General features: G+C 64.0%; 19 protein-coding genes. 7 read left to right on the top strand and 12 right to left on the bottom strand.

Going from position 1 to position 25,813, the window contains the following annotated elements; translation table 11 throughout:
* Positions 1-2 precede the first annotated feature (2 nt).
* From ACFOSU_RS17400 to ACFOSU_RS17415, 4 genes are all read right to left on the bottom strand, one after another.
* Positions 3-584 carry a chemotaxis protein CheB gene (locus ACFOSU_RS17400; protein ID WP_380691190.1) on the bottom strand — a complete coding sequence of 194 codons (582 nt, stop codon included), beginning with the start codon at positions 582-584 and terminating at the stop codon, positions 3-5.
* A complete protein-coding gene (locus ACFOSU_RS17405) occupies positions 581-1,429 on the bottom strand; it encodes a CheR family methyltransferase (protein WP_380691191.1) in 849 nt (282 codons plus the stop codon). Before ACFOSU_RS17405 ends, ACFOSU_RS17400 begins: the two co-directional genes overlap by 4 nt.
* A gap of 71 nt (positions 1,430-1,500) precedes the next feature.
* Complete coding sequence (locus tag ACFOSU_RS17410; protein WP_380691192.1) at positions 1,501-5,130, bottom strand: response regulator; 3,630 nt, start codon at positions 5,128-5,130, stop codon at positions 1,501-1,503.
* Positions 5,127-6,005 carry a DNA/RNA non-specific endonuclease gene (locus ACFOSU_RS17415; RefSeq protein WP_380691193.1) on the bottom strand — a complete coding sequence of 293 codons (879 nt, stop codon included), beginning with the start codon at positions 6,003-6,005 and terminating at the stop codon, positions 5,127-5,129. The genes ACFOSU_RS17410 and ACFOSU_RS17415 overlap by 4 nt, the downstream gene beginning before the upstream one ends.
* Positions 6,006-6,155: 150 nt before the next feature.
* Here ACFOSU_RS17415 and ACFOSU_RS17420 point away from each other — a divergent pair, with 150 nt between their 5' ends.
* On the top strand, positions 6,156-6,827 hold the full coding sequence (locus ACFOSU_RS17420; RefSeq protein ID WP_380691194.1) for a Bax inhibitor-1/YccA family protein: 672 nt from the start codon (positions 6,156-6,158) through the stop codon (positions 6,825-6,827).
* A gap of 84 nt (positions 6,828-6,911) precedes the next feature.
* Here ACFOSU_RS17420 and cysG read toward each other — a convergent pair whose 3' ends face one another.
* A complete protein-coding gene (gene cysG, locus ACFOSU_RS17425; protein ID WP_380691195.1) occupies positions 6,912-8,339 on the bottom strand; it encodes a siroheme synthase CysG in 1,428 nt (475 codons plus the stop codon).
* 41 nt (positions 8,340-8,380) lie between these two features.
* Complete coding sequence (locus ACFOSU_RS17430; protein ID WP_380691196.1) at positions 8,381-9,190, bottom strand: sulfite exporter TauE/SafE family protein; 810 nt, start codon at positions 9,188-9,190, stop codon at positions 8,381-8,383.
* Positions 9,191-9,319: 129 nt separating this feature from the next.
* On the opposite strand from ACFOSU_RS17430, the gene cysB reads away from it, so the two are divergent.
* Positions 9,320-10,300 (top strand): HTH-type transcriptional regulator CysB, encoded by a 981-nt coding sequence (gene cysB / locus ACFOSU_RS17435; RefSeq protein WP_380691197.1) that lies wholly within the window; start codon positions 9,320-9,322, stop codon positions 10,298-10,300.
* A gap of 40 nt (positions 10,301-10,340) precedes the next feature.
* On the opposite strand, the gene serS is transcribed toward cysB, so the two are convergent.
* A complete protein-coding gene (serS, locus tag ACFOSU_RS17440; RefSeq protein WP_380691198.1) occupies positions 10,341-11,618 on the bottom strand; it encodes a serine--tRNA ligase in 1,278 nt (425 codons plus the stop codon).
* Between the two features lie 172 nt (positions 11,619-11,790).
* Between serS and ACFOSU_RS17445 the strand changes: the two genes are divergently transcribed.
* Complete coding sequence (locus tag ACFOSU_RS17445; RefSeq protein ID WP_380691199.1) at positions 11,791-15,303, top strand: PAS domain-containing hybrid sensor histidine kinase/response regulator; 3,513 nt, start codon at positions 11,791-11,793, stop codon at positions 15,301-15,303.
* A 641-nt stretch (positions 15,304-15,944) separates the two neighbouring features.
* Here the strand turns inward: ACFOSU_RS17445 and ACFOSU_RS17450 are convergent.
* A complete protein-coding gene (locus tag ACFOSU_RS17450) occupies positions 15,945-16,634 on the bottom strand; it encodes a LuxR C-terminal-related transcriptional regulator (protein WP_380691200.1) in 690 nt (229 codons plus the stop codon).
* 700 nt (positions 16,635-17,334) lie between these two features.
* Between ACFOSU_RS17450 and ACFOSU_RS17455 the strand changes: the two genes are divergently transcribed.
* Positions 17,335-18,012, top strand: coding sequence for a haloacid dehalogenase type II (locus ACFOSU_RS17455; protein WP_380691201.1), 678 nt, complete (start codon positions 17,335-17,337; stop codon positions 18,010-18,012).
* Between the two features lie 45 nt (positions 18,013-18,057).
* On the opposite strand, the gene ACFOSU_RS17460 is transcribed toward ACFOSU_RS17455, so the two are convergent.
* The 4 genes from ACFOSU_RS17460 to ACFOSU_RS17475 form a co-directional block, all read right to left on the bottom strand.
* Positions 18,058-19,416 carry a replication-associated recombination protein A gene (locus ACFOSU_RS17460; protein WP_380691202.1) on the bottom strand — a complete coding sequence of 453 codons (1,359 nt, stop codon included), beginning with the start codon at positions 19,414-19,416 and terminating at the stop codon, positions 18,058-18,060.
* Positions 19,385-19,786 carry a VanZ family protein gene (locus tag ACFOSU_RS17465; protein ID WP_380691203.1) on the bottom strand — a complete coding sequence of 134 codons (402 nt, stop codon included), beginning with the start codon at positions 19,784-19,786 and terminating at the stop codon, positions 19,385-19,387. Before ACFOSU_RS17465 ends, ACFOSU_RS17460 begins: the two co-directional genes overlap by 32 nt.
* A complete protein-coding gene (gene lolA, locus ACFOSU_RS17470; protein ID WP_380691204.1) occupies positions 19,786-20,427 on the bottom strand; it encodes an outer membrane lipoprotein chaperone LolA in 642 nt (213 codons plus the stop codon). Before lolA ends, ACFOSU_RS17465 begins: the two co-directional genes overlap by 1 nt.
* Before the next feature lie 187 nt (positions 20,428-20,614).
* Complete coding sequence (locus tag ACFOSU_RS17475) at positions 20,615-23,086, bottom strand: DNA translocase FtsK (protein WP_380691205.1); 2,472 nt, start codon at positions 23,084-23,086, stop codon at positions 20,615-20,617.
* 411 nt (positions 23,087-23,497) lie between these two features.
* Here ACFOSU_RS17475 and ACFOSU_RS17480 point away from each other — a divergent pair, with 411 nt between their 5' ends.
* The 3 genes from ACFOSU_RS17480 (at position 23,498) to aat (ending at position 25,803) form a co-directional block, all read left to right on the top strand.
* Positions 23,498-23,833, top strand: a complete 336-nt coding sequence (locus tag ACFOSU_RS17480) for a hypothetical protein (protein ID WP_380691206.1) — start codon at positions 23,498-23,500, stop codon at positions 23,831-23,833.
* A gap of 90 nt (positions 23,834-23,923) precedes the next feature.
* Positions 23,924-25,066, top strand: a complete 1,143-nt coding sequence (locus ACFOSU_RS17485; protein ID WP_380691207.1) for a GNAT family N-acetyltransferase — start codon at positions 23,924-23,926, stop codon at positions 25,064-25,066.
* Positions 25,063-25,803 carry a leucyl/phenylalanyl-tRNA--protein transferase gene (aat, locus tag ACFOSU_RS17490; RefSeq protein ID WP_380691208.1) on the top strand — a complete coding sequence of 247 codons (741 nt, stop codon included), beginning with the start codon at positions 25,063-25,065 and terminating at the stop codon, positions 25,801-25,803. The genes ACFOSU_RS17485 and aat overlap by 4 nt, the downstream gene beginning before the upstream one ends.
* The last annotated feature ends 10 nt before the right edge of the window (positions 25,804-25,813 follow it).

The following is a 25,813-nucleotide window of genomic DNA, read 5'->3' on the forward strand; positions in this document are numbered from 1 at the left end:
GGCTATGGCTTTACCCGCGACATCTCGCCTATCGCGAGCCCGAGTTGTTGGGGTGAATTCTCATGGTCCGGGGTGAAAAGCGCCAGTGCCGCACGTGGCATCTGCTCGGCGCTCGCCGTGTCCGGACGCTGGACGTAGGTCAATCCCCCCAGTTCGTGAATATAGCGCAGTCCCCGAGCGCCGTCCGCGTTCGCGCCCGACAGCAGCATTGCAGCGAGGCTCTGGCCGTAAGCCTCGGCCATGGTTTCGAAAAGAACGTCGATGCTGGGCCGCGCGTATTCCACGCGCGACCCGGCGCACAGGGCAAACTCGCGACACCGCTCCACCAGTAGATGATAGCCGCCGCAGGCGACATAGACACGGCCCGGCGCGAGCGGCTCGCGCTCGCCGGCTTCCTGTACCGGAATCGCGCAATGACGGGCGAACAGTCCACACAATTCGTCGATATCCCGCGACCCGGTATGCACGCAGACCACCACCACAAGGCCGCTATCCGCGACGATGTGCTCGAGCAGCATCGACAGGACCGACAGACTCCCCGACGAGCCGCCGATCGCGAGCGCCCGAGTGCTGCGCACGCTCATGCGGCTTCCGGCTTGAGGCGGTAGATGCGTTCGCGCTCGCTGACGATTTCGAACCGGTCGGCGAGCGCGGAAAAACGCAGCGTCTCCTTGCTGCCGAGCACCAGGAAGCCGCCGCGCACGAGACTGTCGGCAAAAAGCTGCAGGACACGGTCCTTCAGCGGCTGCGAGAAATAGATCAGCACGTTTCGACACATGATCAGGTGCGCCTCGGCGAAGACACCGTCGGTAACCAGATTGTGATGGGCGAACACGACTCTTTCCAGCAGTTCCCGACGCATGCGCACCAGTTCGTAGCGCGCGTGGTAATAGTCCGCCAGCTTCGCGCTGCCTCCGGCGCGCCGGTAGTTGTCATCGTATGCCGCCAGATGACGGGCATCGAATATACCCTCGGCCGCCCGTTCCAGCGCGTGATCGTTGAAATCCGTGGCATAGATCTGGGCACGCGGGTTCAACCCGACTTCGGCAAGCATGATCGCCAGCGAGTAGACCTCTTCCCCGCAGGCACAGCCGGCCTGCCAGATATTGACGCGCGGCCATGAGGCCAGCACCGGCAGCACCTGCTCGCGCAGACGGGCGAAGACCTCCGGATCACGAAAGAGCTCGGACACGGGCACCGACAGATGCGTGACCACCTTGTCGAGAATATCGGGGTCGTAGAGCAGCCGCGGCAGGAGCGCGCCGATATTGGGCAGCGCAAGCGCATGAGCCAGCTCGATTACCCGGCGTTTGAGCGACGCCCGTGCATAGCCGGAGAAATCGTAGCCGTACCGCAACCGCAGCGTCTGAATGAACACTTCCAGGGCGATATCCTCGACCTTGGCGTCGGTGCCCGCAGAGGTCGTCATGACGAATATCGCAAGCGATCCGGGCGCTGCCCGCCCTGCCGTCGCCCGTTTTCATCTACGTGGCCGGTCATTCAGATCAACGAGCGCACGAGGCTGAGCAAGGCGTCGGTATCCAGTGGTTTGGGCAGATAATCATTGGCGCCCGCCTCGATGCATTTGTCGCGGTCGCCGGCCATGGCCTTGGCGGTGAGCGCGATAATCGGCAATGTCGCATGCGCGGGCTGCGCGCGAATCCGGCGCATGGTTTCGTAGCCGTCCATGCCCGGCATCATGATATCCATGAGCACGAGTGCCACATCGTCGTTGGCGGCGAGCTGATCCAGCGCCTTGAAACCGTCGCTGGCCATGAGCACTTTCAGGCCTCGCGCGCGCAACAGCCGCGAGAGCGCGAATGTATTGCGCATGTCGTCGTCGACCAGCAGCACGGTCTGGCCGGCCAGGTCCGCGTCGGGTACAACGGACGGCATGGCCGCAACCGGCGTCGGTGTTGTCGACCCGTCGGCGATGCGGTGGAAGAACAGCGATATCTCGTCGAGCAGACGCTCTTGCGCGTGCGAGCCCTTGATCACGATGCTGTCGGTGTGCGCTCGCAGCGTCCGTGTTTCCTCGACCGAGAGTTCACGCCCCGAATAGACCACGACCGGCGGAGCCCCCTCGCGCGCCGCAATCCGCTCAAGCAGTTCGAAGCCGCTGATATCCGGCAGCCGCAGATCGAGCACGACGCAGTCGAACGCCTTGCCATCGAGTGCGGCCAGTGCCTGCGCACCGCTGATGACCGCGGTGATCTCCACGCTTTCGTTCTTGAGCAGATGACTGATGGCGGTGTGCGCCTCGCGGTCGTCGTCCACCACGAGTACGCGCCGCGCCGGGCGTCCGGACAATACCTGGGCGCGCGCGAACACCGTGTCCAGATCATCGCGCGAGATCGGTTTCTGGATATAGCCCACCGCCCCGGATTGCCTCGAACGACCGGTATCGTCGGCGGCCGAGACCACGTGCACCGGGATATCACGGGTGCGGTCGCTGGCCTTGAGTCGATCCAGCACCGCCCAGCCGTCCATGCCGGGCAAACCGAGATCCAGCACGATGGCGTCGGGCAGTTGCTGGCGGATCATGTCCAGACCCCGTTCGCCGTCCGCCGCGGTGGTGCATTCAAAGCCGCGCTTGCGGGCCGCCTCGGCCACCACGCCGGCGAACTGCCGATCGTCGTCGATGATCAACAGATGCGGCGTACGGGCAGCGGCGTAGCCGGTGCGGCCATCACGCACCACATGGCGCGGCGCGGCGACATCGGCATAGGCCACCGACGCGGGTTCTTCGGGTCGATCCCCTGTCTGGCCGCTGTTGTCGGGCCCGAGTTTAGTGGCCACCGTCAGCGTGAAACGACTGCCCTCACCCAGCCGACTTTCGACCGATATTTCGCCTCCGAGCAGACGCGCGAGTTCGCTGGATATCGACAGACCGAGACCGGTACCGCCGTAGGTCCGGCTGGTGCTCGCATCCACCTGTTCGAAGGCCTGGAATATCTGCTCGAGCCGATCGGCCGGAATGCCGATACCGTCGTCGGTGACCTCGATCGCCAACGCGGCGTCGGCATCGAGTGCGGCGTTGCGAAAACGGCTGTCCGCCGTCGGCCGGGTGAACACAACGGCAACGGTTCCGCGCTCGGTGAACTTGAGCGCATTGCTGACCAGATTGCGCACGATCTGCTCGAGCTTGCCGGCATCGGTAATCAGCGTCTCGGGCACGTCATCGTCCACCGTCACCGTGAAGGCCAGCCCCTTGCGTTGCGCCATATGCGCGAAGCTGCGGCGGATCCGCGTCGCCAGCGCCGACACCGAACTGCGCTCGGGCAACACCTGCATCTTGCCGGCCTCGATCTTGGACAGATCGAGAATATCGTTGATCAACCCGAGCAGGTTGCTGCCGGACTCGTGGATGATCTGGGCCGCCTCGGCCTGCTCTGCGTCGAGATTGCCCTGTTCGTTATCGGCCAGGCTGCGCGAGAGGATCAGCAGACTGTTGAGCGGTGTACGCAGTTCGTGCGACATGTTGGCCAGAAAATCCGACTTGTACTGGCTTGCGCGGGCCAGGGCCTCGGCGCGTTTTTCGCTTTCCGTGTGCAGGCGCGACAGCTCGGCCTGCTGTTCGCTCATGAGTTCGTGCTTCTGGCGCAATTCCTCGTTAATGGCCTGCAGTTCATCGGACTGGACCTTGAGTTCTTCTTCCGACGCACGCAGTTCTTCCGACTGGGTACTGAGCTCCTCGCTCTGAATACGCAATTCGGCGTTGACCGTCTCCAGCGCCTCCTGCTGCGATCGAAGCCGCTGCTCGGACTCGAGCAGTGCCCGGGTCTGCTCGCGCCCCTGTTCGAACAATTCAGTCGCACGCTGGGTGCGCGCCAACGACACGAACGCGAGGCCGATATGCGGCATCAGTGTGTCCAGCAGTTCCAGTTCCGAGGTCGACGGTTGCCGGAACAACGCCATCTCGATGACCGCGCAGACTCGGTCGTTGACCAGCGCGGGCGCCAGCTGCAGCACCGTCGGCGCTGCGCCACCGAGACCGGATCGAATCGGCACATAGCCGTCCGGCAGATCGTCGAGCAATACCTTCTCGCGCGAGACCAGCACCTGCCCCACCAGCCCTTCACCGGGCGCGAACCGCTGCCTGGCGTCACCGTCATAGCCATAGCGCGACAGCAGCGCGAAATTCTGTTCCTCATCGGCGAGCGTCGCCGGCGTGAAGATGGCGCCATAACCCGCGCCACACAGCGGCACCAGCTCGCCCAGCAGCACATCGCCCAGCTCCCTGGCGCTGCGACAACGCTGCATCAACGCACTCAGCCGGGCACGATTGTCGCGAATCCAGGACTGACGATCCTGTTCGAGGATGATCTGCCGAAAATGCTCGAGCGCACGCGAGACCGCACCGATTTCATCCTGGCGCTCGCGAAAACTGATATGGACATCGCGCTCGCCGGCAGCCAGTCGCGCCGTGGTCCCGGTGAGCTCGCTCAGCGGCCGGGTCACCCGTTTGACGATCGCCCGTATCGACAACAGGCCGATGCACAGTCCGAATATCAACACGCCCAGCAGCAGCCAGCGAGCACGCTGCTGGCGATATTCCAGCTCGGCGTTACTCTGGTCGAGCTGGTGCTGAATATCGGCGCGATACAGACCCAGCGTGTCACGCAGCGGATCGAAAATACGCGTGCCATCACCGGCAATCAGCCGATCCCGGGCCGCGTCGAGCTGGCCCGCCTTGACCTGCGCGATGATCGGCTCGGCCACGGTGGACCGCCAGCGCTGTTCCAGCGCATCGATCTGACGCAGTCGGCGTTCCTGTACCGGCGACTCGCCGCTGGCGTCGGCCAGTGCCTGCAAGGTCGTGTCGACGCGCTCCTGCATTCGCGAAAGCGTCTGCAGAAAACGGGGCAGCGCGGCCAGCGCGTAGCCGCGCAAGGCGCCTTCCTGGCGCACCACTGCATCGCTGAGCTCGCTGGCCTGCATGAGCGTGGTATTGACCTGATCGGCGAAATTACGCGCGTCGTGCACATTCTCGAACATCGCGATGCTGGTGACACAGGCCACCCCGAACAGCAGGAGAATGCATACGATGGCGCCGACCAGCTGCTGGCGGATCGACAATCGGTTCATCAGGCCCGCAGCGGGCGTTGCTCTGGACGCGGTGGTCGTCACCGAAGCTCCTTGTCGACGAGATTATTATCGGCGCCGGCAAGCGGGCCGTCGCAGCGATTATATTGTAGGCGAATTAAATCGCGATCTCGCCAGCGTTGGCTGTAGCGCGCGGGCTGGCAGGCGAACTTCGCGAAGCCGAACCGCGCCGCCGGCGCGACACCCGCTTCCAGGCGACGCTGTTCGGCCACGGATAACGAGGCCATGAAATCGAGACCGGTCAACGCCTCGATACGGTCGATCGATACCAGATAAGCATCCAGACGTTCGTCGCCGCGCACCCGCTGCGGCACGAGCAATGCCATCGCCTGCCAATCGTCGTGGCCGGGTGAACGCGCCAGCCAGATACGATAGAACGCCGATGGCGGCTCGCCCTCGGCGCCCGGCACCGGCCCGACGAACACCCGGAGACTGCCCACGCGCGGCGCGATATCGTCGACCTCGATTTCCTCGAGCCGCTGCCAGAGCAGTTGGTTCAACCGTGGACGCTGGGGCGCGATATTGCTGTAGTAGAAGGTCTGACGCTGGGCTTCGACGCCGTAGAGCTGACTGATTGCATAATTCGGCGCCAGGTGGCCGCGGTCATAGACCGGGCCGGCATACGCCGACAGCGAGGCCGGCCGGTCCAGACGCGGGTCCTGCCGGAAATCCGGCCTCGGCATGCGTCGGTATTGCGCTACCGGTGTCACCCGATAGGCCACCCAGGACGCGCGCCCGGCGGTCTCGTCGTAGCCGATGGTGAAGCCGTCGTTGCGCAGAATACGCAAGGAACGCTGCGCAGTCGTCGGCCAGCCGATGGCGGCCCGCGACGTCGAGTCGCGATCGGTACCGGTAGAGGTACAGCCGGCGAGCAGAGAAAACACAAGCAGGAGCAGCAATATGTCGCTTGCAACCGCCAGCGGCGCCCCGATATCAGGCCATGGAATCGGACGTTGTTTCGGCGGATTTATCTGCATTGTTCAGCCAAAGATTCCTTATTTCGGGAGGCGTGCTAGCCTCTGATTCAGGCACTTACGAAGATCAAACACATGACTGCAGAACGGACTGTCCAAACTTCACGCGCGCAGACGGCGCTGGCCACCAACAGCGTGCTGCGTAACACCTACATGCTGCTGTCGCTGACGTTGCTGTTCTCGGCAGCCGTCGCCGGCACGGCGATGATTCTGAACGCCCCGCATCCGGGCATCATCATCACGCTGGTCGGCTATTTCGGCCTGCTGTTCGCGGTGGAAAAGACCAAGAACAGCGCGATGGGGCTAGTCAGCGTGTTCGCGCTCACCGGCTTCATGGGTTACACCATCGGCCCGATTCTCAATCTCTACATCAACTCGTTCTCCAACGGCGGCCAGATCGTGACGCTGGCGCTCGGCGGTACCGGGGCGATCTTCCTCGGCATGTCCGCCTACGCGCTGACATCCGGCAAGCGCTTCAACCAGTGGGGCGGCATGTTGTTCATGGGCATCCTGGTCGCCTTCGTGATGAGCATCATCGCGGTGGTCTTTTCGATCCCTGCGCTGTCGATGGCCGTATCCGCCCTGTTCGTACTCTTGATGTCGGGCCTGATCGTCTATCAGACCGGCGAGATCGTGCACGGTGGCGAGACCAACTACATCAGCGCCACCGTGACGCTGTTCGTGACCATCTACAACCTCTTCCTGAGCCTGCTCCAGCTGCTGGGCGTGTTCATGGGCGAGGAATAGAAATAGCGCTGGTGGGCTGAACGATCACGCCCTGAACGTGCTCGTTTGATACCGGCCCGGCGTCGTCCTCGACGCCGGGCTTTTTCATGTGCGGCTATCAGGCTCCGGAACACCGGCGGGCCGGAACCACCCGAGTGTCTCGTGCAACCGCACCACTTCTCCGACGATAAGCAGCGTCGGACCGTCGATCGTGAGCCGGGCCGCCCGTGCCGGCAGGTCGGCCAGCGTACCCACGACCAGGCGCTGGCGCGCCGTGGTGCCGTCGATGACCAGCGCCGCCGGCCAGTCCGCGGCCAGGCCGTAGGTCTGCAGCGCGGCGCAGATGATCGGCAGGCTCTTCAATGCCATGAAGAAAACCACCGTCTGGCCAGGCTGCGCCAGTTGTTGCCACGACAGATCGAGCGCGCCCTCTTTCAGATGGCCGGTGACGAAGGTCACCGACTGAGCATAGTCGCGGTGCGTCAACGGAATACCGGCATAGGCCGCGCAACCACTGGCCGCGGTGATGCCGGGCACCACCTGAAACGGAATCCCGGCCTCGGCCAGCTGCGAGATCTCCTCACCGCCCCGCCCGAAGACGAAGGGATCCCCGCCCTTGAGGCGCAGCACGCGCCGTCCCGCGCGGGCCAGGCGCACCATCAGTGCGTTGATGTCCTCCTGCGGCAATGTATGCCGTGATGCCCGCTTGCCGACGTGGATACGCTCGGCGTCGGCATCGACGAGATCCAGGATCGCGGGCGCGATGAGGCTGTCGTAGAGCACGACGTCCGCGCGCTGCATCAGACGCAGGGCACGAAACGTGAGCAGATCCGGATCGCCCGGCCCGCCGCCGACGAGATAGACCTCGCCGGTATCTCCTTCGGCGGCGGTCTGCGCTGTTTCGAGTGCGTGATCGAGGGCCTGGCGCGCCTGCGACAGCCGTCCGGCGAACACCTGCTCAGCTATCGGGCCGTCGAGTACGCGCAGCCAGAAGGCGGCGCGCTGCGATTGAGGCAGGCGTTGACGCACGCGCTCGCGATAGGCGCCGGCCAGCGTGGCCAGTTCACCATAGGCACGCGGCACCCACGCCTCGAGGCGCGCTCTGAGAATGCGCGCCAGCGTGGGCGCCGTGCCGTCGCTGGCGATCGCGATCTGCAGCGATTCGCGCCGCACCACCGCGGGCGTGAGAAAATCCGACCCATCGGCGTCGTCGGCACGCTGGACCAGAACGCCGGCGGCCCGCGCCGCCGCCGCGATGTCCGCGTTCGCTACATGATCGTCGGTGAGCGCGAAGACCAGCCGCTGGTTATCTACATCGGCCGCGTTCGCCGCGCGCTCATGCCAGACCAGACGCCTCGCCTCGTGCCATGCCTGAATACGCGTATCGGCGCGTGGCGCAACCACGGTCACGCAGGCGCCGGCCTTGATCAGCCGCTCGATCCGGCGAGCCGCCACGCGCCCGCCGCCCACCACCAGCACCGGCTGGCCGGCGAGACGGATGAACAACGGCAATGTGGGAGGCGAACTCGACAAAACAGGTCAATCGGTTGGGCGAACACGGCGCCGACGCCTTGTCAGCTGCCCATCAGAGAACGGGCGCTGTCGAAAAGCATGCTGGAGCCGATCACCAGGAGCAGAACCGATATGATCGGGCGCAGCAGGCCGTCTGGCAAACGCGTGCTCAGCCGGGTGCCGATATAGATGCCGGGCAGCGAGCCGAGCAGCAGCATGCCGAGTACCGGCAGATCGGTCGTACCCAGGCTCAGATGCCCGATGCCGGCAATCAGGGTGAGCGGCACCGCATGCGCGATATCGGTACCCACGATCTTGATCGCCGCCCGGCGCGGATAAAGCAGCAACAGCATGGTCGTGCCCAGCACGCCGGCGCCGACCGACGACAACGTCACCAGCACCCCGAGCAGCACGCCGCCGCCGACCGTGATCGGCTCACGCCAGCGCAGCAGGCTCTTCGGAAGGCCGGACTCGTTGTCCGGATCGTTCTCCATGCGCGCCACCAGGCGCTTGCGAACGAGACTGAGCACGGCGGTGGCGATGATCGCCAGGCACAGCGTCATCGTCATCATGTTCTCGACCCATGGATGCAGGCCGACAAAATGCAGCCACAGGATCGTCAGGGTCGCAGCGGGCAGACTGCCGCTGGCCATCAGACCCACAACGCGCCAGTCGACGGTGCGCTGGCGGCCATGCAGCCAGGTACCGAAGCCCTTGGTGCCGGCGGCATAGAGCAGATCGGTGCCGACAGCGGCCGACGGTGCGAACCCGAAGAGCAGAATGAGCAGCGGCGTCATCAGCGAGCCACCGCCCACGCCGGTGACACCGACGGCCAAGCCTACGATCAAACCTGCCACGCTAAAAGCCAGCATCGCCCGTGAATTCCTGAGTCATCAAAGCGCGCAGGCTAGCAGTCGGGCTTAAAATCGGATAGAAATATATATTTATAGTTTAATAATGCTAGAGCATATAAAACTTCCGCCAGCAGCCAATCGAATCGCATGAAACTACGCCAGCTCGTCTATATCAACGAAGTCGCCAAACGGCGCTTGAACATCACCGCCGCGGCCCAGGCGCTGCATACCTCGCAGCCCGGGGTGAGCAAGCAGATCCGCCTGCTGGAAGAAGAGCTGGGCGTGCTCGTGTTCGAACGCAACGGCAAGCACCTGGACCGGATCACGCCGGCCGGCGAGCGGATTCTGGAAACCACGCGGCGGATACTCTCCGAGGTCGAGAACATCACCCGCACCGCCACCGAGTTCGCGGACGCCGACCGTGGCTCGCTATGCGTGGCCACCACCCATACCCAGGCACGCTACGCCCTGCCGGACGTCATCGGCGCGTTCCGGCGCGAATACCCGCAGGTTTCGCTGCATATCAACCAGGGCGCGCCGCCGCAGATCGCGGGCTGGGCCGCGGCAGGCGATGCCGATTTCGCGATCGCGACCGAGGCCATGGAGCACTATGACGAACTGATCATGCTGCCCTGCTATCACTGGAACCGCTGTGTACTGGTGCCCCGGGGTCATCCGCTGGCCGACACAAAGGAGCTGTCACTGGCCGCGCTCGCCGAGCAGCCGATCGTGACCTATACCTTCGGGTTCACTGGCCGTTCCAATCTGGACGCGGCCTTCGACGCCGAGGGCTTTACGCCCAATGTGGTGCTGACCGCGGTCGACGCCGACGTGATCAAGACCTATGTACGGCTGGGGCTCGGGGTCGGCGTGGTCGCCAACATGGCCTACGACGAAGGCAGCGATCAGGACCTGGTGCGCTTGGATGCCAGCCATCTGTTCGAATCGAGCACCACGCATATCGGCTTCCGCAACAATCTGTTCCTGCGCGGCTATATGCGCCGCTTCATCGAGACCTTCGCGCCGCATCTGACCAGCGCGCGCCTGGATCAGGCCATCGCCAGCTATCCCGGCGACGATTATGACGCGCTGGTGCGAGAACTCTGGGCCGAGTTGCCCTGCCGCTGAGGCACCGACGCGCGCGACAGCCAGCCGCGCGGCGCCGGTATCAAGCCGGCGCGAGCCGCGTCATGCCGCCGGCGAATGGCTGCAATGCGGCCGGAATATCGACGCTGCCATCGGCGTTCTGGTGGTTTTCCAGCAGCGCGACGAGGGTGCGACCGATCGCCAGCCCCGAGCCGTTGAGGGTATGCAGCAACCGCGGCTTGCCGCTCTCCGGGTCCCGATAGCGCGCGCCCATCCGGCGCGCCTGAAAATCGCGCGTGTTGCTGCAGGACGAGATCTCGCGGTAGGTCTCCTGGCTGGGCAGCCAGACCTCGAGATCATAGGTGCGGGCGGCCGCAAAGCCGATATCGCCACCGCACAGATCCACGACACGATACGGCAGTTCCAACCCCTGCAGCACCGATTCGGCGCTCGCCACCAGCGCCTCGAGCGCCGCGGCCGAGTCGTCCGGATGGACGATATTGATCATCTCCACCTTTTCGAACTGGTGCTGACGAATCATGCCACGCACGTCGCGACCCGCCGAACCGGCCTCGGAGCGGAAACACGGCGAATGGGTCACGTAGCGCAGCGGCAGGTTCTCGTATTCGACGATCTCGTCGGCGACGATATTGGTCACCGGCACTTCCGCGGTCGGGATCAGATAATAGTCGTCGGGCTCGGCCAGCCGGAACAGATCCTCGCCGAACTTGGGCAACTGCCCGGTCCCGAACAGCGACCGCGCGTTGACGATGTAGGGTACGTTGAGCTCGGTATAGCCGTTGCCCGTATGAATTTCGAGCATATAGGCGATCAGCGCACGGTGGATGCGCGCGACACCGCCCTTGAGCAGCGAAAACCGCGCACCGGTGATCTTCGCCGCGGTCGCGGCGTCGAGGCCGTCGATCAGCGCACCGATTTCGACGTGATCGCGTACGCTGAAGTCGAAACCGCGCGGCTCGCCCCAGCGCCGCACTTCGACGTTGTCTTCCTCGCTGGCGCCATCGGGTATATCGTCCTGCGGCAGATTGGGCAGGCCCGCGCGGATATCGTCGAGCTGCTGCTGGACGGTGTCCAGTTCGCCCTTGGCAAGATCGAGCTGTTCACCAAGCCCGGCCACGGCCTGCTTGAGCGGTTCGATATCCTCGCCGGCGGCCTTGGCCTGGCCGATCGACTTGGAGCGCTTGTTGCGCTCTGCCTGCAGTTCCTCGGTGCGCGTCTGCAGATCCTTGCGGCGCGCGTCGAGCGTTGCGTAGGCATCGGCGTCGAAGACGAAACCGCGCCGGGACAGGGCCGCGGAAACGGCCTGCGGATCGTTGCGTAGCAGGCGGGAATCGAGCATAACGTGAAGAATCGGGAATTTGCGCGGCATTATATGGCCGACAGAAGTCGGCTGCAGCCACGCGGCGTCGATAACGAATCCGTGATTACTGCAACGACGGAATAAACCGTCGGGGGACAACATCATCGTCAGCGCCTGGATACTTGTCTGCATATCGATCGTCTATATCGGCGTGCTGTTCGCGATCGCATGGTTCGGCGACCGGCGCGGACGCCTCAACAAGCGCCCCGGGCCGCGGCCGGTGGTGTATGCGCTGTCGCTGGCGGTGTACTGCACATCGTGGACGTTCTTCGGCAACGTCGGCAGCGCGGCGACCCAGGGCTGGACCTATCTGCCGATCTACGTCGGCCCGATGATCGCACTGCTGGTGTTCTCGCCGGTGCTGCGCAAGATGCTGCTGATCGCCAAGCAGCAGAACACCACCTCCATCGCCGACTTCATCGCCGCGCGCTACGGCAAATCGCAGGGCCTGGCGGCGCTGATCTCGGCCATTGCCCTGGTCGTGGTGCTGCCGTATATCGCGCTGCAGCTCAAAGCACTGACGATGTCGTTCTACACCCTCACGCAGGGCGCGCACGCCTCTCCGGCGGCGAGCACGCCGGACGCGCCCTGGTCGGATACCGGCCTGTATGTCGCCATTCTCATGGCCCTGTTCACGATCTTCTTTGGCACGCGGCATGTGAATCCGCGCGAGTCGCATCAGGGCCTCATCCTGGCGATCGCCTTCGAGTCGATCGTCAAGCTGGTGGCATTTCTGAGCGTCGGCCTGTTCGTGGTCTACGGTATGTTCAACGGCCTCGACGACCTGTTCGCACAGGCCGCGCAGGTACCGCGCTTCAACGCGCTGTTCGACGGGCCGCTGATCAGTCCGCGCTTCATCACCACTACCCTGCTCGCCGTTTCCGCGATCCTGTGTCTGCCGCGTCAGTTCCACGTCGGCGTGGTCGAAAACACCGATACCCGCGATCTGGTCACCGCGCGCTGGCTGTTTCCGCTGTACATGGTGCTGATGTCATTGTTTGTGGTGCCGTTGGCGGCGGCCGGCCTGATCATATTTTCGGGCGGTGGCATCAACCCGGACCGTTTCGTGCTCGCATTGCCGCTGCAGGGCGATGCCCATGCGATCGCGCTGATCGCCTATATCGGCGGCATGTCGGCCGGCACCAGCATGGTGATCATGGCCACGGTCACGCTGTCGACCATGCTCTGCAACGAGATCGTGGTACCACTGGCCCTGCGTCTGCCGCGTTTGGGCTTCGTCAGCGGCCGTCATATCGGCGATTCGTTGCTGCGTATTCGACGTATTCTCATCGTCGTGATTCTCGCGCTCGCCTGGTGTTGTTACCGGCTGTTCGGCTCGTCCGAGGCGCTGGCCTCGATCGGCCTGCTCTCCTTCGCCGGTGCTGCGCTGTTTCTGCCGCCGCTGGTCGGCGGTCTGTACATACGCCGGATCGGCAGCCAGGGCGTCATTGCAGGCCTCGCCGCCGGAATCGCGGTCTGGGCATATACCCTGGTGCTGCCCAATCTTGCCGCGGTCGGCTGGCTGGATACCGGCTGGATCACGACGGGCCCGTTCGGCATCGCCTGGCTCAAGCCCCAGGCCCTGTTCGACTACGACTTCGGCGATGCCCTCACCCACGGTGTGTTCTGGATCCTGGCCGTGGATATCGCCGCCATCATCGCGGTGTCTTTCAATACGTCCACGAGTCTGATCGAACGCGCCCAGGCCATCGCCTTCGTCGATCTCGGCATGCAAAGCCAACCTCGCCGGCGCGTGGAGACCCGTCAGCCGGCCATCCGCGTGGCCGAGCTCGAGGTGCTGCTGCAGCGTTTTCTCGGCGCCCAAGCGGCCCGCGCGACGCTCGAAGACTATGCCGGCAACCACAGCCACGAAATGCTGGGCAATCAGCTGGCCGACGCCCACCTGCTGCAGTTCGCCGAGCGGCGGCTGGCCGGTGTGGTCGGCAGCGCATCCGCGCGGCTGATGCTGGCGTCCGGGCTGCGCCAGCGTGATCTCGCCATCGACGATATGGTGCGCCTGCTCGATCGCACCGCCGATGCGGTCCAGTTCAATCGCAACGTGCTGCAGGCGGCGCTGGAAAATATCGACCAGGGCATTTCCGTGATCGATCACGATCTGCGGCTCGTGGCCTGGAATACGCGTTATCTCGAATTGTTCGAGTATCCGCCGGGGCTGGTACGCGACGGGCGTCCGGTGGCGGACCTGATCCGGTTCAACGCCATGCGCGGAGAATGCGGGCCGGGCCCGGTCGAGGAGCATGTCAGCAAACGCCTGGCCTACATGCGTGAAGGCCGGCCGCACCGTTTCGAGCGCCATCGCCACCACGGCACCGTGCTGCAGATGACCGGCAGTCCGATGCCCGGGGGCGGCTTTGTCACCACCTTCAACGACATTACCGCGTTCAAGGAAACCGAGGCCGCGCTGACCCGCGCCAATGAACAGCTCGAGGCGCGCGTGAACGAACGCACCGCCGCCCTGAGCCGCGCCAACGAAGGGCTGCGGCGCGAGAACGATCAGCGCGCGGCGGCCCAGCGTTCGGCCCACGACGCCCGGCGCGAGGCCGAACGCGCCAATCTCAGCAAGACCCGTTTTCTGGCCGCGGCCAGTCACGATCTGCTGCAGCCGCTCAACGCCGCCCGGCTGTTCGCCGCCTCGGCACGCGATAGCGACGTCGAACAGCAAACCCGGGCGTTGACCAATATCCAGTCCTCGCTGGAAGCGGCCCAGGCCCTGCTCGAACCGCTGCTCGATATCTCGAAGTTTGACGCCGGCGCCTGGGAAATCGACGAAAGCGACTTCCCCCTCGCCCGCGTGCTGGAACCCCTGACGGTCGAATTCGATGCGCTCGCGCGCGATTCCGGCCTTGCGTTCCGCCATGTCCCCACGCGCTGCTGGGTACGCAGCGATCCCGCGCTGCTGCGACGGATTCTACAGAATTTTCTGTCCAACGCGGTGCGCTATACGCGCGAGGGGCGCGTGCTGCTCGGCGTTCGCCGCAGCGCGGATCAGGTGCGTATCCAGGTGTGGGACACCGGCGCCGGCATCGACCGACATCAGATGACGTCGATTTTCGACGAGTTCCAGCGCGGCAGTTCGAGCGCGGCGTCGGGCGAGCGCGGGCTCGGCCTGGGTCTGTCGCTGGCCGATCGCATGGCGCGCCTGCTCGGACATACGATCGAGGTCCACTCCGAACCGGGACAGGGCACCCTGTTCTGTCTTACCGTCAACCGCGCGACGCCACAGCTGCAGCCCGAGAGCGCGACCGCGCCAAACCACCTGAGCAGCACACGCTCGATCGGCGTACGCCAGGTGCTGTGTGTCGACGACGATTCGGCCTCGCTGGATGCGCTCACCGGCCTTCTCGAACGCTGGCAGGTCGATTGCATGACCGCCCCGCCCGCCGACGCGCCTGCAGTCCTAGCGGATTCGCCAATCGATATCGCGATACTCGACTACGATCTGGGCGAGAACGTGCCCGACGGCCTCGCCCTGGCCGAAACGCTACGCGCCGTCCGGCCGATCCCGTGCCTTCTGGTGACGGCCAACCGCGACCCGGAGATTGCAACCCGCGCGCGGGCGCTCGACGTGACGGTGCTCTACAAACCGCTGTCGCCGGCCAAGCTGCGCGCGGCGCTTACCCAGACGGTGGCCGTGAATGCTTGAGAGTACGCGGCTCGGCACCGCACGACGGCCTCGGGGCAGTAGTGCTCATCACCAGCCCAATGCGTAGCCGCCAACGACGGCAAATCGTTTGGTCTTGCCGACGTCGATCAAGCTGGGGTTTCACACTACAGCGCGACTCCCCTAGTTTGGCTTCTGCCTGACAAAAGCACGTAAGCCAAAGCACCAAAACGTTCAAGCCATATGTGCTGTTGCAAACAATACCCTGCCCGTAAGTCGGATCAGCGCGCGGCGCGTAATCCGACGCTCACCTGGATTTGTGGCTCGTCTTTTCGGATTACGGTGCAAGCACCTGATCCGGACCTACGTAACTGTATTCAAACCCTTGGCGCTACGCTGAGTAGCGGGGTCAGGACGAAAAAAGCAGCCGCATATCCGAGTGCAGCGAGTTCCGGCTACGCTCCCAGAAAGATCGACCCATCGGCGAGCAGCGCAAGGCATCGGTGCGAAACCCCAGGGCCAGTCGACATAACAAACGCGACCGATCCTGCAGTAACCGGTTTATCGGGAATCAGCCACGGCCGCGGCCAAAGCTTGAGACATGATTAGAGGCGACAGGTGATCCAGTCAATCGGCAGGCTGCGCTGCTTAAGGCAACAGCGTCAAGCCACCAGAAGCCCGTGTTATTCGCCCGGTGCGCCGGGCGAGCCGCGACCGTAACGGGTCCAGTCGATCTCCAGGCTGCGGGCCGCGATCACCGCCTGGGTGCGTGTATGCACGCCCAGCTTGCGCAGGATGGCGGTGATGTGGGCTTTCACGGTGGCTTCCGAGATCGCCAGATCGATCGCGATCTGCTTGTTGAGCAGGCCGTCGGTGAGCATCACCAGGACCCGCTGCTGCTGCGGCGTCAACGACGCCAGCTTGTCGGTGAATTCACGATCCACGTTCGCCGAACCGAGCGTCTCCAGCGGCGCCCAGGTTTCGCCGTCCAGCACCGCCGCGATCGCCTTGGCCATGGTCTCCGGTGACGACGACTTGGGGATGAAGCCGGACGCCCCGTGATCAAGCGATGCGCGTACAACGCTGGCCTCTTCGTAGGCCGAAACCACGATCACCGGCAAGGCGGGCACGACGCTGCGCGCATGAACCAGCGCCGAGTAACCGCGCGCGCCGGGCATATTGAGATCGAGCAGCAGCAGGTCGGCGTCACCGTCCGTCTTGAGAATGGCCTCGAGTTCATCGAACGAACCGACAGTGATCAGACGGGGCTCCTCCAGCGACTGATAAACAGCGTTGCTAAGTGCAGTTCTGAACAACGGGTGGTCATCGGCGATCACCACCTTCATACCGCTCGCCTGCTGTTTGTTCGTCATAGAAACCTCTGCTCAATTCACGCGACGAATCGTGTAAACGCCTGATTGTGACGGTGGGATTTCGGGCACTGGCAGCGTCGCGAGCCACGACATTGAAAGTGCGAGATAAAACCCGCGCCGTACTCCAAGTGCAATGGTATACGACCAAGGGCGATTAGACCTATTGCCAATAGTCCGCCCTGATGAACATACAACCGTCGCAGTCTTCGTCATGCGAACGACAAATCGTCCGACGGGCACTTAATAATATGAATTACCTTTCAGCGGATGGCGTGAAAGGCGCATCGAAATTCGATTAGGCGGATAATGCGACGGCCGCATATTTCATTTTATTTTTCTTTATTAATATTATTACACAGTACCTTACAGGACGTCTCATTTCAGGCCAGATCGCAATTTTCAGTGTACTGCGCAGCATTCTTCGATTCGGGGCGTCGCTCTGGAAAATCCACCAGCCGCCGGCTCGCGTCGTATTCTGGAAGTGCTTGTTTCCAGGCTGAATCAAGATTGCCTTTTCTTTGCCATCGCCGCTTTTGCGCTATCGCTCACCGTGGTCAGCTAACAACGCGAGCAGAACCGGCCATCCGCGGCGCAAGCACCGGTTCTTTCGTCAAGGCGCGCCCGCATCGCAATCTCCGCCATATTGCCCGCACCGGCTTGTGCGACTAGCCTTGCGCCATCATTCGCCACCGAGCGCGCCATGCCGTCCCATCATCTTGTTTTCGACGTCAATGAAACCCTGCTGGACCTGTCACCGCTGGACGCGGTCTTTGCGGATCTCTTCGGCGCCGTATCGACACGGCGGACCTGGTTCGCGAGCATGCTTCACTGGTCGACGGTGACCACGCTGACCGGCGAATATCAAGACTTCGGCGTACTCGCCGGCCACTGCCTGGACGCACTTGCCGAACAACAGCGGCGCCCGATCAGCGCCGACGATCGGCAGCGTGTCTTCGACACCATCGCCACGCTCGCGCCGCATCCGGATGTGGTGCCCGCGCTCGATCGGCTCGGCGAGAACGGCTTCACCCTGGTCGCGCTGACCAATTCGGCACAGAAGACGGTGGACGCCCAGTTTGCGCATGCCGGCCTGACCGATCATTTCGCGCATGTGCTGTCGGTGGATCGGGCGCGCTGCTGCAAGCCGCACCCGAAAGCCTACGGCGTCGCGGCAGACGCGCTCGGCTGCAAACTCGCCGAATTGCGTTTGATTGCCGCGCACGACTGGGATGTCACCGGCGCCCTGCGCGCCGGCTGCCAGGCGGCGTTCGTGGCCCGCGAAGGCGCGGTGCTCAACCGGGCCGGCAAACGACCGGACGTGATCGGACGCGATCTGGCGGACGTGGCCGAACAACTGATTGCACTGGACGGCCAATAGTCGACGCGGGAACGGACATCGACGCATGCTTTGGCGCCGTGTCTGCTAGCCGCGCCCCTGTCCGGATGCGCCGGCGAGTGCGCGCAACCGTTCCAGCTTTTCGCCGATCTTGATTTCAAGCCCGCGCGGTACCGGCTCGTAGTAGCGGGTGCCCACCAGCGCGTCCGGCAGATAGGTCTCGCCGGCGGCAAAGCCGTCTGTTTCGTTGTGGGCATAACGATAGCCGTCGGCGTAGCCCAGCTCCTTCATCAACCTGGTGGGCGCATTGCGGATATGCATCGGCACTTCCAGACTGCCCTTGTCGCTGGCGTCGCGCCAGGCGGCGTTGAAACCCGCATAGACCGCGTTGGACTTGGGCGCGCAGGCGAGATACACCGCCGCCTGCGCGAGCGCGAGCTCACCTTCGGGCGAGCCCATGCGCTCATAGGTGTCCCAGGCGTTGAGCGCAAGTTCGAGCGCGCGCGGATCGGCATTGCCGATATCCTCGCTGGCCATGCGGGTGATGCGTCGCGCCACATAGCGCGGGTCGCAGCCGGCTTCCAACATGCGCGACAGCCAGTAGAGCGTGGCGTCCGGGTCGGTGCCACGCACGCTCTTGTGCAACGCCGACATCTGATCGTAGAAATAGTCGCCGCCCTTGTCGAAACGCCGCAGCCCGGAGCTGAGCACCTCATCGAGGTCGGTCTGGACCACTTCCGCATGCGCTGTATCCCGGCCGGCGGCGATATCGGCCGCCAGTTCTAGCAGATTCAGCGCGCGCCGGGCGTCGCCGTCGGCGCGCAGGGCGAGCTGGTCACGCAGCGACGCGTCCATGGTCAGGGCGCGATCGCCCAGGCCGTTGTCGTGATCGTCCAGCGCACGATCGATGAGCGTACGGATCGCCTCCACGTCGAGCGCGCGCAGTACGTAGGTCCGCGTCCGCGACAGCAGCGCATTGTTGACCTCGAACGAAGGGTTCTCGGTGGTCGCGCCCACCAGCACCAGCGTGCCGTCCTCGACGTAGGGCAACAGCCCGTCCTGCTGGGACTTGTTGAAGCGGTGCACTTCGTCGACGAACAACAGCGTGCCCTGCCCGTGCTGGGCACGCGCATCCCGGGCCTCGGCCACCGCCGCGCGGATATCCTTCACCCCCGCCATGACCGCCGATATCTGCACGAAACGGATATCCACCTGCGCGGCCAACAGGCGCGCCAGCGTGGTCTTGCCGGTCCCGGGCGGCCCCCACAGGATCATCGAGTGAATACGTCCGCCCGCCAGCGAGCGGGCGAGCGGCTTGTCCGCGCCCAGAATATGCTGCTGGCCGACGTAATCCTGCAGCCGCGTGGGGCGCATGCGATCGGCCAGCGGACGGCCGATCTCCTCGGCCGAGCCGTTATCCAGACGTATTTCTTTTTGCTTCGACACGGCGATCAATATAACCCAGCCACCGCATGGCGCCGAGCCGTGCCAGGCCGATGCCGACCATTGCGCCCAGGCCGTCGGCCACGGCGTCGCCGACCTGGGCGTCGCGATAGCCGGTAAGCCCCTGCAGGATCTCGATCAGTACACCGAACGCCAGCAGGCCAAGGAACACGCGCAGATAGTGCGGGGCCAGAATGCCGGCGAACCAGGTGCCGAGCACGGCGTACGCGCCGAAATGCTCGATCTTGTCGGCATAGGTGCCGCTGAGTACCTGCGGCGGGCTGGGCATGAGACAGCCGTAGAGCACGATGCCGCAGCCCAGAAAGCCCACGCTCAGCCAGAATCGCAGCAGCGCCAGTTCACGTGATGACACTAGCGATTACCCTGCTGCATGCCGCGGCCATCCACGACTTCCACATCGTCGGGGATATCGAGCGTGAAGTTCGATCCCGCCAGCTTGGGGTTGAGTTTGACGTCGGTGAACTGAATGCCGGTGGTCTGACCCAGGTTGTCGTCCAGTTCCATGATGCTGGGCACCTGGTTCTTCAGTCCGAGCCGGACTTCCTTGAAATCGGTGTCGTCGGCGCGCGGCGTCAGGCGCACCCAGCTCAGGCCATCGTGATTACCGCCGGCTGCGATATTGAACGCGTCCTCGAGTGCGGCGCCCCCGGTGAGCAGCAGCGCCGGCGTGGCCCGCAGCGTGGCATCGATATTGCGGATGGTGACCTGGGCCAGATCGACGTCATAGAACTTGAACTCCTTGCCGTCGCTCACGATGATCTGCTTGTAGGGCTTTTCGTATTCCCAGCGGAAACTGTCCGGACGCGAAAGCAGGAACGTACCGCTGGCGCGCTGCAGTACCTCGCCGTTGTCGTCGGTCTGCAACTGATTGAATTGAGCCGAGAGACTGTCGACGTTCTTGTAGAAGCTCTCGAGATCGGACACGCCGTCGGCGTGCGCGCTGGCGGCAACCAAAAATACCGCGGCGGCAAAGAACAGGCGGCGGAGAAGCATGAGCAATCCTTGTGGATCAAATCGAAATGACACGGTCGGCAATGGCGCAATCCTAGTCCGCGTCGATGAATCGAGGCTTAAGCAAGCGATGCCGTATCGCAACAATGGCGCCGTAGCCTGGAAATCCGCGCACTGGAAATCAGACGGACCGCAACGCCCCACTACGAACATGGGCCCGCATCGAAGTTCAATCCTCGGGCGGCGCCGGGGCGAGCACGTCGCGACTGCCGCTGCCCTCGAGCGGGCCGACGATGCCGGCATTTTCCATCTGCTCGATCAACCGCGCGGCGCGGTTGTAACCGACCCGCAGCCGACGCTGGACATAGGAGATGGACGCCTTGCGGGTCTTGAGCACGATCGCGACCGCCTGATCGTAGAGCGGGTCGGCTTCGATATCGTCGCCGTCGTCCGCGCCGCCTTCGGCGTCGCTGGTCCCGCCTTCGAGAATCTCCTCGATGTAGTCCGGTTCGCCCACCTGCTTGAGGTATTCGACCACCTTGTGGACTTCGTGATCATCCACGAAGGCGCCGTGCACACGGGTCGAAAAGCCGGTGCCGGGCGGCAGATAGAGCATGTCGCCGTGGCCGAGCAGGCTTTCGGCCCCGGACTGATCGAGAATCGTGCGCGAATCGATCTTGGAGGCGACCTGAAAAGCGATACGGGTCGGGATGTTGGCCTTGATCAGACCGGTGATCACGTCCACCGACGGCCGCTGGGTAGCCAGAATCATGTGCAGGCCCGCCGCACGCGCTTTCTGGGCCAGGCGCGCGATCAATTCCTCGACCTTCTTGCCGACCGTCATCATCATGTCGGCCAGTTCGTCGACGATGATCACGATAGACGGCAACGGCTCTAGCGTGGGTACGTCTTCGCCGGCCTCGGCCTGATCGTTGGACTGCGCGTTCTTGAGAATCGGGTCCTCGATCGGCGTACCCGCCTCGATCGCCTTGCGCACCTTGGCGTTGTAGCCGGCCATGTTGCGCACGCCCAGGGCGGACATCAGCTTGTAGCGGCGCTCCATCTCGCCCACGCTCCAGCGCAGCGCGTTGGCGGCGTCCTTCATGTCGGTGACCACCGGGGCAAGCAGATGCGGAATGCCTTCGTAGACCGACAGCTCGAGCATCTTCGGATCGATCATGATCAGTCGGACTTCATGCGCCTCGGCCTTGTGCAGGATCGACAGGATCATGGCGTTGATCGCCACCGACTTGCCCGAACCGGTCGTGCCTGCGACCAGCAGATGCGGCATCTTGCCCAGGTCCGCGGTCACCGCATTGCCGCCGATGTCCTTGCCCAGCGCAATCGTCAACGGCGACATCGCCTTCATGTACAGCGGCGATTCGACGATCTCGCGCAGCGCCACGATCTCGCGATCGGCGTTGGGTATCTCCAGCCCGATCACCGACTTGCCGGGAATCACCTCGACCACGCGCACGCTGGTCGTCGACATGGCCCGCGCCAGATCCTTGGCCAGATTGCTGATCTGGTTGACCTTGACGCCAGGCGCCGGATCGACCTCGAACCGGGTCACCACCGGACCCGGCTCCACGGCCACGATCTTGGCCTGGACGTTGAAATCCGCCAGATGCTGTTCCAGCTGCTCGGACATGCGGCGCAGGACTTCTTCATCCTGCTGATGTTTGGGCTCGCGCGCCGGGTCCAGCAGCATGGTCGGCGGAATCGGGCTGTCTTTTTCCGGATCGTAGGTCGGCACGTCGACCTGCTCGTCCATCGGCAGATCGAGCTGCGTGGCCTTGATCGTCTTCTTCGGTTTCTTGACCCGCAGGAATCCCGAAGCCGAGGGTTCTGGCGCTGGCGCCGCGCTTGCCGGCGCGGGCTGGCCACTATCGGCCCTCGGGCCAATCGTCGGCTCGACGCGCGCCTTCTTCGCGGCCTTGCGCTCCACTCTCGAGACCTTAGGCGCCGCGGCGCGGCGCTCGGCGCGCGTGGCCTGCCAGGCCCTTGTCCGATCGATGATGCCGCGCACGCCGCCGCTGAGACCGGTCAATACGAAGTGACCGGTGCGCTCGGTCACCACCAGCCAGGAAAAACCCAGCCCGACCGACAGGGTGATCACGAAAACCGTGATCAAAAGCCAGGCCGCGCCGACCTGATTGATCACGCCGGCCAATGCGCCGGCACTGGCCGCACCCACGATGCCGCCACTGCCCTGCGGCAGCCCGTCGCCGCCGTTGCCGAGCACCAGCCAGGCCAGACCACAGCCGGAGACCAACCAGAGCAACAGCGCGCCACCGCGTACGCTCTTGGAAAACACATCATTGGCTGGACGGTCGCTGTTGGCGAACACCAACCAGCCGGCATAGAGCACCATCCAGGGAAAGATGAAGCCCAGATAGCCGAACAGGCTCAGCAGGACATCGGCAAACCATGCGCCCGGCACGCCGAACAGATTATCGATCGCCGTACCGTCGCCCATTGCCGACCAGCCCGGATCACGCGGGCTGTACGACACAAGTGCGGCAAGCAGAAACAGCGTGACCGCCGCGGCGGCGAACAGCACCGCCTCCCGTATCAACCGGTCCAGGCGCTGACGGTAGCGGCTCGGCGGCAGATCGTTCTTGTCCTTGGCGCTGCTCCGACTGCTGGATTTCGGTCCCGCCTTCGCCGCCTTGCCCTGTTTCGCAATCGCTTTTGCCATGCCTGCGCCCTAAACCGTATCGATGCCTGAATGCGATGAACGCCTCGAGACGCGCGCATCACAGGCGTGTACACAGCGTGACGCGTCTACATCGCCGGTACGGCAATCAGGGAAACACGAAACTCGTTGATCTACAGCAGGCAAGCGTTACTCCTGTGTCTGGTCGGCCGTGGAAGCGACCGTTCGGCCGTCGCGGCCCCCGTCCTGGTATCGGCAGCTCGCGACGCTGCCTGACGTGTCACCGCCGGCCATGCCGAAAAGCGCGGAAACGAACGGCGCCGGAGAGAAGCGATTGTACCCGACGCGGGGCTTGGCAGCGCACCCGCGGCTTCAAAACCGACACGCAGCTGCTTGAATTGGCGCAATTTATGCACAGTTTCCATGGGAGCCAATACTGTCATGAGGATAATCATGTCCGTACGTCATTTCTTGTTGACCCACGAAGGCGCGATCACGGAGTTCACGGAATCCGAAGCCTCGGCCGTGGCCGAGGGCAAGCGCGAACTGCCGCAGTTTGCCGACAAACGCTTGCGCTATGTACAGGTCGCTTATGAAGACACTGCCAACGACGAAGGCGAAATCCACGTACGCACGCTGGGTGCGATCGTGACGTTCGATGCCGACGGCCGTTTGCGCGAAGCGGGCAGCGCCGACGACGAAAGCGACAAGCTCGATCCGTTCGAACACGACGCCTGCGTTCAGTACGCGTTGCGTGAGACCGTCGGCCAGAGTTACGCGTTGAACTAGACCCGCCTTTCCTGCGTACTGTTCACTATGCCTGGCGCCCATGAGGCGTCAGCGGTTGTATTTGCCAGCATTCTGCGTTGTCATCGTTCCATGGCTCGAGCCCGTCAAGTCGAATCGATTCTCGATGTGCCCTCGGCGCAATGGAATGCGTTGACCGGCACCGCCCAGCCGTTCGTCCAGCACGGCTTCATCGCGGCGCTCGAAGCCAGCGGCAGCGTGAGTTCACGCAACGGCTGGCAGCCCGTGCATCTGCTCATCGAAAACGATGCCGATGAATTGATCGCCGCCGCCCCGCTCTATGCCAAGCGCCATTCCTATGGTGAGTTCGTCTTCGATTTTTCCTGGGCGAATGCCTATAGCCAGCTTGGCCTCGATTACTACCCCAAGCTTGTCAACGCCATTCCGTTCACCCCGGTGGCCGGCCCGCGACTGCTGGCGCGCGACGATCAAGCGCGCGCAATACTGGCCGACCAGATGGCGGCGCTGCCGGGCGAACTCGGCCTGTCCTCCATTCACACCCTGTTCGGCGACGCCCCCAGCACTGGCGCCATGACCCGCGCCGGCGCCGTTGCCCGTCGCGGCTGCCAGTACCGCTGGTACAACCGCAGCTACACGGATTTCGACGCATTCCTCGGCCAACTGTCCTCCAAGCGACGCAAGGAGATCCGGCGCGAGCGCAAGCGTATGCGCGACGGTGGCGTCGAAGTCGTCGTGCGCACGCCGGCCGAGATCGACGACGACCTCTGGCATACGCTTTATGCGTTCTATGGACGAACCTACGCGGTGCGTGGACAGGCGCCCTATCTCACGCTGCAATTCTTCGACGAGCTCAAGACCAGGCTGCCCGATCAGGTGCTGTTCTTCATCGCCATGCACCGCGACCAGCCTGTGGGCATGGCTTTCATGATGCTCGGCGGCGACACGCTCTACGGTCGCCACTGGGGTTGTGCAGCGGACTATCACAGCCTGCATTTCGAGACCTGTTACTACGCCGGCATCGATTACTGCATCGAGCATGGCCTGGCCTGTTTCGACGCCGGCGCGCAGGGCGAACACAAGATCCGCCGCGGCTTCGAGCCGGAAGCGACCTGGTCCAATCACGTCATCGTCGACCCGCGTCTGGCCGGCGCGGTCGAGAACTTCTGCCAGCGTGAAGCCGAAATGATGGAGTCGTTCCAGGCCGAGCAACGCGAACGCTGCAATTTCAATCATGCAGAATTGAAAGCATCGTGAGCGCGCTGCGTGTCTACTGGTTGGACCCGAATACGTCCGAGGGCGTATTCCCCGACCCGGAACTGGCGCTGGACGAGCCTAACGGCCTGCTCGCCATGGGCGGCGACCTCTCGCCCAATCGCCTGCGCCGGGCCTACTCGCAGGGTATTTTCCCTTGGTACAACCCCGATGAATCCATTCTCTGGTGGTGCCCCCATCCACGGACCGTTTTCTCCACGGACGCCGTGCATGTATCCCGACGCCTCAAGCGAACGCTCGCCAAGGCCGACTACGCAGTGACGCTCGATCAGGATTTCAACGGCGTCATCAGCGCCTGCGCCGGCCGGCGCGCGGGCAACCCCGGCACCTGGCTCGGGCCGCAGATGCGTGCCGCCTACGCCAAACTCCACGCCATGGGCGATGCCCATTCCATCGAAGTCTGGCGCAGCGGCAACTTGATCGGCGGGCTCTATGGCATCGCACTCGGCCGCATGTTCTTCGGCGAATCGATGTTCAGCACCGAGCGCGACGCCAGCAAGATCGCGCTGGTCTGGCTCGCGCGCCAGCTGCAGGCCTGGGGGTTTCCCATCATCGACGGCCAGGTCGGTTCCGCGCATCTCTACAGCATGGGCGCGGTCGATCTGCCCCGCAGCAAATTCCTGCGCTACGTGGATGAAGCCGTCCGGCAACCGGCGCCCGATACCCCGTGGCGCTTCGATATCGAGGTCCCCCGCGCGCCCGAACATCTCGGCGATTGATCGCTCAGCG

Source organism: Salinisphaera aquimarina, assembly GCF_042643355.1.
Taxonomy (GTDB): domain Bacteria; phylum Pseudomonadota; class Gammaproteobacteria; order Nevskiales; family Salinisphaeraceae; genus Salinisphaera; species Salinisphaera aquimarina.